General features: G+C 43.7%; 5 protein-coding genes. 3 read left to right on the top strand and 2 right to left on the bottom strand.

Annotation, left to right across the window (positions count from 1 at the left end; translation table 11 throughout):
- Window positions 1-138 precede the first annotated feature (138 nt).
- Window positions 139-417: an endonuclease domain-containing protein gene (locus BLU33_RS24860; RefSeq protein ID WP_232009459.1), complete on the top strand. Its 279-nt coding sequence runs from the start codon at window positions 139-141 to the stop codon at window positions 415-417.
- A gap of 100 nt (window positions 418-517) precedes the next feature.
- Window positions 518-1,120, top strand: a complete 603-nt coding sequence (gene pnuC, locus BLU33_RS24865) for a nicotinamide riboside transporter PnuC (protein WP_091379982.1) — start codon at window positions 518-520, stop codon at window positions 1,118-1,120.
- A gap of 14 nt (window positions 1,121-1,134) precedes the next feature.
- Here the strand turns inward: pnuC and BLU33_RS24870 are convergent, their stop codons facing one another.
- Both BLU33_RS24870 and BLU33_RS24875 read right to left on the bottom strand, forming a co-directional pair.
- Window positions 1,135-3,696 (bottom strand): NACHT domain-containing protein, encoded by a 2,562-nt coding sequence (locus BLU33_RS24870; protein WP_091379985.1) that lies wholly within the window; start codon window positions 3,694-3,696, stop codon window positions 1,135-1,137.
- A 279-nt stretch (window positions 3,697-3,975) separates the two neighbouring features.
- Complete coding sequence (locus BLU33_RS24875) at window positions 3,976-4,236, bottom strand: hypothetical protein (protein WP_091379989.1); 261 nt, start codon at window positions 4,234-4,236, stop codon at window positions 3,976-3,978.
- Between the two features lie 508 nt (window positions 4,237-4,744).
- Here BLU33_RS24875 and BLU33_RS24880 point away from each other — a divergent pair.
- Window positions 4,745-15,022 (top strand): gliding motility-associated C-terminal domain-containing protein, encoded by a 10,278-nt coding sequence (locus tag BLU33_RS24880; RefSeq protein WP_091379992.1) that lies wholly within the window; start codon window positions 4,745-4,747, stop codon window positions 15,020-15,022.
- The last annotated feature ends 47 nt before the right edge of the window (window positions 15,023-15,069 follow it).

Below are 15,069 nucleotides of genomic sequence, written 5' to 3' on the forward strand. Positions count from 1 at the left end.
AAATCATCCTCTACAACCCAAACCTAAAAACCCTCGCTCGCAAGCTAAGAAAGAACATGACCTTCGGCGAAGTTCTTTTGTGGAACGAGCTTAAAGAAAACAAGATTTTTTGGCTTTGATTTTGACCGGCAACGCTGTATTGATAATTATATAGTCGATTTTTACTGTAAAGATCTAATGCTTGTTATTGAAATTGATGGCATGTCTCACAATTATGAGGAAGCTTTTTTGAAAGATGGAATTCGGCAGCAGAAATTAGAAAGCTTTGGAGTTAGATTTTTAAGGTTTTCTGAGGCTGAGGTTAAGTACGATATATTGAATGTGTTAAGGACTATTGAAACTGAGATTTTGGTAATATTGAAAGAGAATACTGACATTGAACTGCCTAAGAATTTTGATGCTTCATTGCTTAGCTAGGTGGTGAAACCCCTCCCTGCCCCTCCAGGGGAGGGAATCGCTCGGGGCCTCTGCTTCCTTGATCGTCAATTTATAATATTACTTCCATATATTTACTGCCATGCAACTCATACACGCCTTACAGCTATGGTGGCAGCAGCAAAGCTTGCTGGAGGTAGTAGGCGTAATAACCGGGTTATTATGTGTTTACCTGGCGGCTGTAAATAATATCTGGAATTGGCCTATAGCTATCGTCAGCGTAGCTATTTATATTGTTATTTTTTATGATACCCGCCTTTTTGCAGATATGGGCTTACAGGTTTATTTTTTAATAACCAATGTTTATGGCTGGTATTACTGGAGCAAAAAAGCCGGCGATGAAAAGAAGATCCCTGTAGCTGTTATCACTCGTAAGGAGATCATATATTCAATTATAGCCATTATAGTTTTCACTTTTATATTGGGGACACTGTTAAAGTATACGCCGGCATCATACCCCTATATTGATAGTTTTTGTACGGCTTGCAGCCTGGTGGCACAGGTGTTTTTAGCACGTAAGGTACTTGAAAATTGGCTGATATGGATATTTGTTGATATAGTATATGTTGGCGTATACATATTCAAGGGCCTGCATCTTACAGCAATAATGTATGCCATATACGTGGGCATAGCATTATTAGGCTACCTCGATTGGAAAAAAGACTACAAAAAGCAAGTACAATAAAATCAGATTCTCAGTTATTTAATAGCCAATGCCACTTCATTAGTAATAAAGCTTTCCTCTCTAAAGCCGCTTTCGCGTACAAGTTTTATAAAATCATAATAGATTTGCTTGTAGTAGTCGGGGTTTATATTTAACAGCTCCTTATTTGATAGTATAAAGACTAATGCCTGCACCTTTATCAGTTTAAATCCGGATTGATCGGCTAAAGAAACTAATGATTTCATGGTTTGCTGTAAATCAGCGCTGTTATTTTGATATAAGCACATTTTTACTTTCAGCAAATAAAATGAGGCTTTCATAAAAGGGGTATAGGAGTCTTTATTAGCTTCATATAGTATTAGGGTGTCGGCATAATTGCTTAATCCCTCGGTTGTTTTATTTGCCTGAAGATGAGCATCAGTAGTAATAAGTTGTAAAAGGAAGCGGTAGCCCTGTAAATGTTCAGGGTCATTTTTGTAGATTTTGTTGAGCGCTCGGGTAAATCTCAGCAGCTTAACAGGGTTTTTGCATATGGATAAGGTATGAATAGCCAACAGGTATAAAATATCGTTGGTGTTAGTTTTTTCAAATCCATTTTCGCTTTTTGGCGGATTAAAGTAAAAGCTGGTTAGTTCGGCAAAGGCTTCTTTTTTAACTATGCCATATTTTAGAAAGTAGAAAGCGGTTTCGAGGCAGTGCAATGGATTTAATGCCATCGATTGCAAATCCTCTGCCGGGAAGTTTTTCAGGTTTACGATGTAACTTTCTAGCTTGTTCATATCCAGTTGCATTACAGCTATTGCTGCCAGGCTGGTATATATCAATATTTTCTTTTTGTTTGATAGCTCAAAGCGCAGCAGGGTTTGCAGGGCCTTTATATAATCGGCGTTTATGAATTCAAGGCCAAAAAAGTAATCGAATAAGCCATCGCTGCAATCCTGCCTGAAGTATTGGATCATCGCCTCGCTCTTAGCCAGCGAGACGCATGCTTTCTCAAGCATATCGCCTAAAAAAATGATGATCTCCGCTTTCTCCCTGGCCGAAAGCCGGGTTTCTGCCAAAAGTTCAAAACTTTCCTGCTGCCCTGTTTTTATGGTATATATAATGCACCATTTAAGTATCGGAACCTTGCGCTCATTTTTAAATGATTCATTAATTATGGCTATCAGTTGCGAATTAAAAATATTTTGGTTGTTTGAAAGTAATGTGTTGGCAATGCTATAATCTAAAAAATTATCATTGGCAAATTGAATGAGTGTGTTGTATTGTACATCGTTGCTTTTGTTCACCTCCCTTATAAAACCTATTCCCAACAGGTCATTATAAGCCTGGGGATATTGCCTGATCAGGTCATTCATCTTCAGCTTATCTACATCATACCGGGCAGTTGCAAAATCCATCTTTCCAACAAGGGCTTTTACCAGCAGCATCTTTTCGGCTGAATGAGCGCCCAGGTATATTTTGTTTAGTATAAAAGTGGAGATCAGTTCGTAAATGCATACGTGGTCAACATTATTAAGTGTAAAATCATCCTTATGCTGCCGGTAATAAAATTGAAAATATAGTGGGTGGTTAAAGTTGTCGGCAACTTCAATACCTAAAAAATTCTGTATGGAGGGGTTTATATTGGTGCATAGCTCCTTTATCTCCTGTAAATTAAATAGTGGAGCATTTATAGCCTGGTCATCACCTATCATATACCCCTGAAACCATCTGTTTTTAAAATCCTCGATCTCGTGCCTGTGATTTATCCAGGTTGAGGAGCGCATCGTTAGTACAAGCTTAAACGAGTCATGAAACTGGTAAAATGAAAACACATCCAGAATTTGATTGAACAGCAGGTGGAATTGCTCGCTTTTAAACATATGCTCATCAAGACCATCAATTATCAGGTAAAAATTCCCTTTATGTTTTTGCTTTATATCCAATAAGGTCGAAAAATCGTCCTCGCAGCCATAGCCTAGTAATGATAGCAGCCACTCGTTTATATCCTTGCCGCTTATAAAAACATTTATCAGCGCGTTGCTGCTAAAAAATAGAACTATATCATCATTCAGGCCCAGCAAATTCATGGCCATGTGTTCTTCAACCCAGTGGCATAATGCAAGTGTTTTACCGTAGCCGGCTGGCGCTGTTATTAAAGTAGCTGTATAATCATCTTTTAAGAAAGCATCAAAATGGTCATCAATAAATTTTCTTTTTATAGTTTGGTTATAAGGTATGCCCGATCTGTTTTTTAATGCCTGCAGGGTAAAGCTGGTTATTTTATCGGCATTATGTTTAATGTTATGCCAGGAAACATCTTTAATTTCATGATTCTTTGTTTTGCTGCTGGTATTATGCTCGCAAAAGTCTGTCCATCCTCCATAATCACAAAACTTTGCCATAGCATCCAGCGTAAATAATGAAGGCTTGAATTTACTATAAGCAAAACCGTACACCCGCTTTAAAGTAGTTTCACTTATTTGCTGGTTGGTTTTTTTGAAGATAAGTAATGATAGCGCTTTACAATCAGATGGGGAGATGTTTTTAAATCCGCCATCTGAAAGAACGAGTCTTTTTAGCGTATCAAAATGCTGAATCAAGAAAGACGTCATAACGGTTTAGTTTAGGAATAAGGTTAGTTTATTACTGTACATACGTCAGTAATGTTTTAATTGGTTTTTTCTTCTTAGAATAATATTAACTATTATTTGGTTAATATTAACTGTTTAGTATAAAGCTTAGAGCCATTGGTTGTAAATGAATGACAATGAACAAAATGAATAAGGCGATAGCCTTATTCCTGGTATCTTTTTAACAATTCAGGCAGAAGTACTGGTTAATAATATTAATGAATTAGTAAAATGACAGGGCCGCTAACCTGATGCTTTTTATCATGGAAAAACCAGCTTTACACAATGGCTAACGGTGCAGCTTTTTGAGATGTCGCCCTCTAATATAATTTTTCCGGTATTGTATTGGGAGGCTATTTCCTGTAAGCGGTATTCAAGTGTTCTGCAAAAGTCCTCATCCTTATCATAATTCAGAAAGTCCAATCGTGTTTCTCCGGCAAGATTGTATGGTTTTGTGGCAGGCAGGCCGCTAACTTTCAGTATTTGCAACTTAATTTCATTGCTGATGAAAATTTTGTCCATGATATGGGGTCGGTTAAAATGATTAAGAAAATTAATCATTTTATATATCAAAAATGAACGATAGGGGAAATAAAATTGAATTAAAGTTTCTTTTAAGCAATACGTGCAGTGGGTTGTTTTTATAATTAAGTGTTGTGTTTATTTTGATAAATATTAACTATTGATAAATTCGTATCACACCTGTCTCGGGTGTTTTATTATATAACCAATTGTAAAAAATTATCTTACTTATAAAAAATGAACACTTGTGCCGTTTATGAAAATAAATTTCATAGGCCCGGAATATATTAAACCAGATAGTTTGTGCGTTATATAATATAATATTCTGAATTTACATATTCTTGTACCATCTGCGCATTTTTTTAATGAACAGAATGAACGGTATTTTGCAGTGTGAACAGCATGCCCAATGCTGCTTGTAAGTGAACAAAGTGCATTCACGATATGCTAGAAGCGCTTATTAATTTTAGATGCCTAATTAAAGCATCTAACCTTAATACCCGTTTCTATGAAAATTTATACTATTATTTACAAGCATATCATTATCTTATGTTTGTTATTAATAACTGCCGCAAGCGCTCGTGCCCAGCGCATATATGCCAGCAGTGAAGATCATGGTTCAACAAGCTTGCTTTGCTTAGCTTGTACTGTAACTAATCCTCAAAATGCCGATGACGGCAATATAGAAACTTACTCAACCTTAAATATAGGTGTTGGCGTAGCTGCAAATACTTACCAGGAACTTATATTCCCGGGCAGTAGTAAGGTTGCCGCCGGTACACCTGTAACCGTAAAATTGGGTACAGGTGATAAGCTGTTGAGCGCAACTGTATTGGGAGGCATTGAATTGCAGGCCTACAATGGTACAACAGCAATTGGCAGCCCTGTACTGGCATCAACATTAATAACCGCACTCAGTAATAATGATCAGTTTGAGGTGAGTATATCGCCGGGAGCTACTTATGACCGCATAAGGGTTACACTTGTAGGCGGTATTGTAGGCGCGCTAAGTAACCTATATCTTTATGATGGCTTTTATAACGGGACCGCGCCCGGCGCATGTAACTCTCCTATTGATGAGCTGCATGGCATATCGGCCGGTTTACTTAACCTGGGCGCCAATATAGGTGGCGTAGCGAATCCGCAGAATGCCATTGATGGTAATCTAACTACTGCATCAACATTATCTACCGCGGTTGGAGCGGTAGGTGCCTATGCTCAGCAAACTATTATATATGAGGCGCCATCGGTAAAAGGTGATTCTATACGGCTTACATTATCCGTACCCGGCGCGGTATTACAAGCCGGTGTTTTGACGGATATTACGGTATCAACCTATAATGGCACAAACGGTACCCCTGAATCCTATCTTTTAAATTCATCGCTGTTATCAGTACAAATACTGAATGCTGGTGCCGCCAACCCTCAAATTATCGTTACCTACGCACCAACTAATGTGTTCGATCGGGTACAGGTTACTTTGGGTGGCCTGGTGAATGTATTATCAACCTTAAATTTATATGAAGCTCAAAAGCTAATACCACGACCTGTTATCAAGTTTAATAACACTGTAACCAATAATGCATCGATATGTAATGGCAGTACGGCTACTTTAACTGCTACAGCGGTGCCTAATACCACATTTTTATGGTATGCATCGGCCACTGCAACCACCCCATTATTTACCGGCAGCAGCTTTACCACACCTGCACTAACTGCTACCACCAGCTATTATGTTGCAGCAATGCGCACTGGTTGTACCGATCAATCCGAACGGGCAAAAGTTACGGTAACCGTGAACACCATACCGGCTAACCCGGTTATAACTACTAATGCGGTTACCGTTTGTCCGGGGTCATCAGCAACCTTTACCGCTAACGCAGTAACAGGGGTAACCGTTAACTGGTATACCACTGCAACAGGTGGTACACCTGTTGCAACAGGGAACACTTTTACCACCAGCGCCTTAACTCAAACCACTAGTTACTATGCCGAAGCAGTAGCTGGCGGTACTTGTGTAAGTCCGGGCCGCACGCAGGTAACCGCGACGATAAGTCCGTTGCCGGCTGCACCAACCCTTACCGCGCCAAACCAAACTATTTGCGCGGGCGATGTGGCCGTGTTATCCATAGCCAGCCCGGTAACCGGAGATACTTATAACTGGTATACTACCGCAACAGGCGGCACACCGGTATTTACAGGTGTAAACTTTACCACAGCAGCATTAAATGCCAGCGTTACTTATTATGCCGAAGCTGTTAATGTTACCGGCTGCCCAAGCAGCGCGCGTACCGCATCAATTATAACAGTAGCGCCAAAACCTGCTGACCCAACACTGGCCGCTAATAATTTAACTATAAGCGCCGGGCAAACAGCTACCATTCAAGTAACCAATACACAAACAGGAAATACTTACAATTGGTATAGTTCGGCCACCGCGGCTACCCCAATTTTTACCGGGACAACCTATACCACTCCGGCACTGTTTACAAATACGACCTATTATGTAACCGCGGTTAATGCTACCGGTTGCCAGTCGGCAGATCGTACTGCTATAACTATTACTGTAACTATCAACACCAATACGCCATGTTCATTTGCCAACGCGCAAACTAATGATGTAAATGGTATATGTATTGGCTGCGGTGTGGTTAACCCTGCGCTTGCAACGGATGCCGATACCACAACCGCATCAACAATTACAGTATTAGCGGGCCTTTTAGGTGCCTATGGCGAGCAAAACCTCACCTTTCAACAACCGGGTTTTGCGGGCGATACCATTAAAATTGTAGTTGGCAGTACAGCCAACCTGCTTAGTGCGAGTGTGCTGGGTAACTTCCAGGTTATTTTATACAACGGTACTACCCAAGTTGCCAGCTACGCACTTAACAACGCGCTGATTAAAGTGAGCCTGTTAAGCGGTGGCACCAAGTATGCCATTTATGTACCGGCGCCTGCCGCCTATACCAGCGCTACCATTAGGTTAAACTCGGGTGCGCTAACAGCCTTAACAACATTGCAGATCTATTATGCATTGCAGCAATACCCTAAACCTGTATTTAGTAATCCTAATACTGAAATTTGTAAGGGTAGTACAGCGGTGCTGAATATCACATCGCCCACTAACGGAACTTTCCAATGGTACACCGCGCCCACTGGCGGAACAGTTGCCTTTACCGGTACCAGCTTTACAACACCTGCATTAAATGCAAACACAAGTTATTATATAGCTTATACCCGTGGTACCTGCGTTAGTACAGTGCGTTACCCCGTTTCGGTTTTGGTTGATAATCCACCGGCAGATCCTGTGGTTACGCCATCAACAACAACCATCATCAGCGGACAAACAGCAACTTTTACGGCTACTGTAGGTAATAACGTAACCGTAAAATGGTATAGCACAGCAACCGGTGGTACAGCTTTATATACAGGCACAACCTTTACTACGCCTGCTTTAACTACGCCAACAACCTATTATGCAGAGTCATCATTAGGGAATTGCGTATCACCAGGCCGTACACCTGCTACGGTTAATATTACCCCTATTGTGGTGCCTAATGTAACCGTTACCCCAGCTACACAAACTATCGCTCCGGGTACAACAGCTACTTTAACAGCCTCATCAACTACGCCGGGCACTGTATTTAACTGGTATACTACTCCAACCGGTGGGACACCTATATTTACCGGGGCAACCTTTACTTCGCCACCATTATTTGCAGCAACTACCTATTATGCTGAGGCCGTTGTAACTGCGACAAATACAAAATCAGCTACAAGGGCAAGCGGAGTGGTAAATATTAATACATCAGCCGTTAGCCCTACACCTTGCGATGCCGCTATCGACCAGGTATCAGGTACAAACGGGTTATGTGTTTTATGTTCGATAAACAATGCCACCGGTGCTGTTGATAACGACCGTAATACATTCTCGCAATTAGATGTACCGGTTGGATTACTTGGTGCCGGCGCTTATCAAACATTGCGCTTTGCCAGTACAGGGCATGCCGGCGATACCGTAGTAATGGAACTCGGTGTACCGGGATCACTGGCAAGTGTAAGTGTGCTTTCAGGAATAGGTATTTCTACTTATAATGGCGCTACTTTTAATAACGACAGTTTTGCCATAAACCCATCGCTTATAACTATCACATTGCTTAATGGCACCAGCCGTTTCAGGTATGCATTTGTAGCAACCAAGGATTTTGACAGGGTTCAGATCACACTAAACTCTGTAGCGAGCGTGCTCACCGCCTTAAATATTTACGATGCATCCGAAGAGGTTGCCAAGCCGGTGATAGCTACGTCAAGCATTACGGCTTGTTCGGGTACTCAATCCACGCTTACGGCTACTGTACCATCATATGTAACCGTGAAGTGGTATACCACAGCTACAGGCGGCACACCGGTATTTACAGGTGCAACATTTAATACACCTGTTTTAAGCGCAACAACAACTTATTATGCCGAAGCCAGCCGCACAGCTGATGGATGTACCCAAAGCGTGCGTACTCCTGCAACAATTACCATTACACCTGTACCTGCTGCTCCTGTTGTAGCAGCGCCTACACAAACGGTATGTTCAGGTTCGCCGGCTACATTTACGGCTACTGCTGTAACTGGGGTAACCTTTAGCTGGTATACTGCAGCAACAGGTGGCACACCGGTATTTACAGGTAATCCATACACTACTGCTGCGCTTACCGCATCAGCAACTTATTATGTTGAAGCCAATGGCAGCGGGCAATGTGGTAGTTCAACACGTACATTGGTTACTGCTAATGTGGCTACATCGCCATTAGTGCCAACCGTTTCACAAACTCCGGTACAAACTTGTTCCGGTTCATCAGCTATATTAACTGCTACCTCAACACAGTCGGGTGTTACCTTTAACTGGTACACTGCTGCAACAGGCGGCACACCGGTATTTACAGGCGCGCAATACACAACGCCTGCACTTACCGCAAATACAACTTATTATGTTGAAGCATCGCTGGGAAGCTGTGTTAGTCCAACAAGAGCTGCTGCTGCCGTAAACGTTAACCCAACTCCTGCACAACCAGTGGTTACGGTAAACCCATCAAACGCGCAGGTAACAGCCGGACAAACAGCAACCCTAACAGCAACTTCAACTACTGCAGGTGCTACCTTTAACTGGTATACAACTGCAACCGGTGGTACGCCAGTAGCAACCGGATCCTCATTTACAACCCCTGCCTTAACCTCAACTACAACTTATTATGTTGAGGCGCAATTAGCGGCAACAGGCTGTACAAGTCCGCAGCGTACCGCAGTTAACATAACCGTTAATACTATTTTCTCTACTTCGTGCGATTTTGCATCATCACAAACAACCAGCAATAGCGGCATATTATGCGTGGGTTGTACAGTAACTAATCCAAATTTCTCAGTGGATCAGGATACGACCAACTTTTCCGTACTGAACTTGCCATTATCATTATTAAATGCTTACTCAGGCCAGGAACTAATATTTGGTGATGGCGGTATTAAAGGTGATACCGTAAAAATAAGGATAAGGGTACCTGCCAGCTTACTTACTGCTGGCATACTGGATCATATCCAGGTAGCATCATACAGTAGTAATGGTACTGTTTACAATGGCGATCGTGTTAATGTGAGCAGCAGCCTGATTAAAGTACAGATACTATCAGGCAATCAGGACGCGATCATCGAATTTGCGCCACAGGTTGCTTATGATGCAGTTGAAGTAAGGCTGTCTAACGGATTGGTTTCACTCCTTAACTCGCTCGATATATTGTATGCGACAAAAGAGGTGGAGCAACCTAAACTAAGCGTATCAACAGAAAACATCTGCTCAGGCAGTACAGCTTCTTTCACAGTTAGCAATGCCCGTACAGGTTTAACCTATAAATGGTATAGTACAGCTACAGGCGGTACAGCATTATTTACAGGTACTACCTATACTACCCCTACGTTAACAGCAACTACAACTTATTATGTTGAAAGCAGCCGTACTGCAAACTCATGCCCTAATCCAAACAGGGTTGCAGCTACCGCGAATGTGTCGCCATCACCTGTTAATCCGGTACTGGCACAAAGCACAGTGCAGGTATGCTCAGGCAGCAGTGCTACTTTATCGGTAACTAATGCAGGTACTGCAATTGTACAATGGTACGATGCAGCAACAGCTGGTAACCTGCTGTTCACCGGTGCAAATTACCAGGTAACGCCGATTGCCAATGCTACTTATTATGTTCAGTTGGTAAATGGCAGCTGTATCAGCCCATCAAGGGTATTAGCAACTGTGGATGTTAACCAGTCGCCTTCACAACCGGGTGTACAAGCAGCTAACCTTACCGTATGTTTGGGCAGCCCTGCTATTATAAATATATTGAGCCCGCAAACAGGGGTTACTTATAAATATTATACAGCAGCTACAGGTGGTACAGCAGTAGCATCAGGCATAACTTACACTACGCCTGCCATCACCCAAAATACAATTTATTATGTAGAGGCCTCAAATACTGCCAGTGGTTGTATAAATACAGGCGGGCGTACACAGGTGAGTATATCAGTTACTAACCAGGTAGCCGCACCAACCCTGAGTGCTACACAAACCACAGTATGTAATGGCGGAAGTGCTACTTTAAGCGTAACCAGCCCTGTTGCAGGCCTTACCTATAGCTGGTACACCGCGGCAACAGCAGGCACACTGGCATTCACAGGTACAACCTTTACGGTAAATAACCTCACTAGCAATGTGTCGTACTTTGTTGAGGCAGTTAACAGCACTGGCTGTACCAGCCCAACACGCACCGAAACGGATATCACCGTACAGCCATTACCAACACCTCCAACAGTAGTAATTCCTACAGGTGGCCTATCTGTTTGTACCGGGTCATCAGCAAGTGTTAGTATCTCCAATCCGCAAACAAATGATGTTTACAATTGGTATGATGCGGCAACAGGTGGTACATTATTGTTCACCGGTACGCAATTTAATACCCCGGCATTAACCGCTGCAACTACGTATTATGTTGATGCAGTTACTGCGGGTAATTGTAACCCATCAACACGTACAGCGGTAACCATCAACATAAATGCCTTGCCAAACGATCCGGTATTGGTAAGTAATAGTGTGGCTGTTTGCGCAGGCAACCCGGCAACCTTACAAATAAGCTCGCCACAAGCAGGTGTAACTTATAACTGGTACGATTCAGCTACTAAAACTAACCTGTTATTTACAGGCGCTACCTACGTAACCGGTCCGATCACTACTGCTACCGATTTCTATGTATCGGCATCAAACAGCGCGGGTTGCAGCAGCAATAACCTGGCACAAGCGCAGGTAACTATACAAGCAGCTCCGGTTGCTCCGGTTGTAGCTAATGGTGGTACGGTACAATCATGTACAGGATCAACAGTTACCTTAACCATATCTAACCCGGCTGCGGGCTATACTTACAGCTGGTTCTCGACTGCAACTGGCGGAACTGCACTGGCAACAGGCACCAGCTTTACCACACCGTCGCTTACTGCTAATACCAGTTACTTTGTTGAAGCAGCTAACAGTTCAGCCTGTTCATCGCCATCACGTACTGAGGTTGATATCAACATAAATGCCTTACCAACCCCACCAACGGTTACAGCACAAGGCGGCTCGTCAACACCAACAACCTGCGCGGGCAGCAGCGTAACGTTAACAGCAACAAGCACTACAGCTAATGTTACCTTTAACTGGTATACCGCAGCAACAGGTGGCACACCAATATTTACCGGCGCGGTTTATACCACACCTGCCATAACCGCAGCAACTACCTATTATGTGGATGCGGTGAGCACTGTAGGCGGTTGCGCGTCAGCATCACGAACTGCGGTGCAGATTAGTATTACTCAACCACCGGCAACACCGGTGCCAGTATCGGCTACAGTATCGGCTTGTATAGGCAGTCCGGCTACATTAGCGGTAGCCAATCCACAAGTAGGCATAACTTACAATTGGTACGATTCAGCAACGAAAACTAACCTGCTGTTTACCGGGGCAACTTATACTACAGCTGCTGTAACTGTGGCAGCCACTTATTATGTAGAAGCATTGAATGGTACCTGCGCTAGTCCGTCACTGGCACAAGTGCAGGTGACACCAGTTGCAGCGCCGGGGGCTCCTACTATAGCCAATGGCAGTACTGTACAGTCATGTACAGGCTCAACGGTTACATTAACTATATCAAAACCGATTGCAGGTTTAACTTATAACTGGTATACAGCTGCTACAGGCGGCACACCAGTAGCCACCGGCACCAGCTTTACTACACCTGCGTTAACCGCTAATACAAGCTATTTCGCGGAGGCCGCAAATGGTACAGGCTGTACATCTGCCACACGTACCGAGGTTGATATTAATATAAATGCCTTACCTACACCACCAACAGTTACAGCGCAGGGTGGTTCATCAACACCAATAACCTGTGCAGGCAGTGGTGTGACTTTAACCGCAACAAGCACCACAGCTAATGTTACCTTTAACTGGTACATTGCAGCTACAGGTGGTACAGCAATATTTACCGGCGCGGTTTATACCACGCCTGCAATAACTGCTGCAACTACTTATTATGTGGAAGCGGTGAGCAGCTTAGGAGGCTGTGCATCAACCACACGTACCGCGGTACAGATTAATGTTACTCAGCCACCGGCAACACCGGTACCTGTATCAGCTACAGTATCAGCTTGTATAGGCAGTCCGGCTACATTAGCTGTATCAAGTCCACAAACAGGTATAACTTATAACTGGTATGATTCAGCTGCGAAAACTAACCTGTTGTTTACCGGGGCAAGCTATACTACCGCCGCGGTAACTGCCGATGCAACTTATTATGTTGAGGCTTTGAACGGTACCTGCGCCAGTCCAGCATTGGCACAAGTACAGGTAACAGCCATTACAGCGCCTGGGGCTCCTACTATAGCCAATGGCAGTACCGTACAGTCATGTGCAGGTTCAACAGTTACCTTAACTATATCAAACCCAATTGCAGGTTTAACCTACAACTGGTATACAGCCGCTACAGGCGGAACACCGGTAGCCACAGGTACCAGCTTTACAACGCCTGCGTTAACCGCGAATACAAGTTATTTTGCTGAGGCAGCAAATGGTACAGGCTGTACATCTGCCACACGTACCGAGGTTGATATCAATATAAATGCTTTACCAACCCCGCCGACGGTTACAGCACAGGGCGGTTCATCATCGCCAACCGTTTGTTCGGGCAGTGCGGTAACCTTAACGGCCACCAGCACTACACCAAATGTTACCTTTAACTGGTATACAGCCGCTACAGGTGGCACGGCAATATTTACCGGTGCAGTTTATACCACACCTGCCATAACCGCTTCAATAAGTTATTATGTTGAAGCAGTAAGCAGCTTGGGAGGCTGCGCGTCAACTACACGTACTGCGGTACAGATCAACGCTACTCAGCCACCGGCAACACCGGTACCAACATCGGCCAATGTATCAGCCTGTATGGGTAGTACGGCTACGTTATCCGTATCGAGCCCGCAAAGTGCCTTAACTTATAATTGGTATGATTCGGCTACGCGTACTAACCTGTTGTTTACTGGTTCGAGCTATACCACTGGTCCGGTAACAGCCAATACCACTTATTATGTTGAAGCGGTTAATGGTACATGTACCAGCGCATCGCTAGCAAGTGTACAGGTAACAGCAGTTTCAGCACCAGGTGCACCGCTTATAACCAGCGGTACTGCTCAAAACACCTGCAGCGGAACACAAGCAACGCTGGCTATTGATAATCCGCAAACAGGCTTTACCTATAACTGGTATACTGCATCTACTGGCGGCACATCGGTAGCAACAGGTGATGATTTTGTGACACCGGTATTAACAAGCAATACCACTTATTATGCCGAGGCAACAAATGCCACCGGCTGCCCATCGGCAACACGTACCGCGGTAAATATTACGGTACAACCTGCGCCATCGGCACCACAAATAAGCTCACAGGGAACATCTGTATGCCCTGGTTCACCAACTACACTATCGGCAACGGTTAGTGACCCGGGTGCAACGGTAGCATGGTATACTACAGCATCAGGCGGTACTGCCATAGCCACTGGCACCAGCTTTACAACACCGGCGTTAACAGCCAGTACAACCTATTACGCCGCAGCCATGAATGGCACCAGTGGGTGTACATCAGCAACGCGTACTTCAGTAACCGTGACTATACTGCAGCAATTATCGGCACCGGTGGTAACTGTAAGCGCGTCAACACCAACAAGCTTAACCTTTGCATGGGGTGCTGTAACTGGCGCTGTAGCATACCAGATTAGTATTGATAACGGCGCTACATTTAGCGATCCAAGCTCGGGCACTGCTGGTTTAACACATACAATAGCAGGCCTTAAGCCGGCGGAGAGCATAACCATTGTGGTTCGCGCTGTTGGTGGCTCACAATGCCAGCTAAGTGATAACTCGGCCGCTATAACCGGTACAACAACTAACCCTAATGGCGATGGAATATTTGTGCCGAATGCATTTACCCCTAACGGTGATGGAAAAAATGATATAGAATATGTGTACGGCACCGCTATAAAGAGCATAAGATTTTATGTGTACGATCAATGGGGCGAAATGATTTACTCAACATTAAACCAATCAAACGGATGGGATGGTACCTATAAGGGCACCAAGCAACCGGTTGGCGTATATGTTTATTACCTGGAAGCAGTGATGAATGACGGTCAGCAGATTAAGAAGAAAGGGACAATTACGCTACTGCGATGATAAATCACCGCAGTCCCCGGAAATTGATAAGAAACCTTAAATGATTG

The organism is Mucilaginibacter mallensis, assembly GCF_900105165.1.
GTDB lineage: Bacteria > Bacteroidota > Bacteroidia > Sphingobacteriales > Sphingobacteriaceae > Mucilaginibacter > Mucilaginibacter mallensis.

Bases quoted from the DNA above. Each gene is read 5' to 3' on its own strand.
- pnuC (WP_091379982.1), top strand. From the start codon at position 518: ATGCAACTCATACACGCCTTACAGCTATGGTGGCAGCAGCAAAGCTTG.
- BLU33_RS24870 (WP_091379985.1), bottom strand. From the start codon at position 3,696: ATGACGTCTTTCTTGATTCAGCATTTTGATACGCTAAAAAGACTCGTT.
- BLU33_RS24875 (WP_091379989.1), bottom strand. From the start codon at position 4,236: ATGGACAAAATTTTCATCAGCAATGAAATTAAGTTGCAAATACTGAAA.
- BLU33_RS24880 (WP_091379992.1), top strand. From the start codon at position 4,745: ATGAAAATTTATACTATTATTTACAAGCATATCATTATCTTATGTTTG.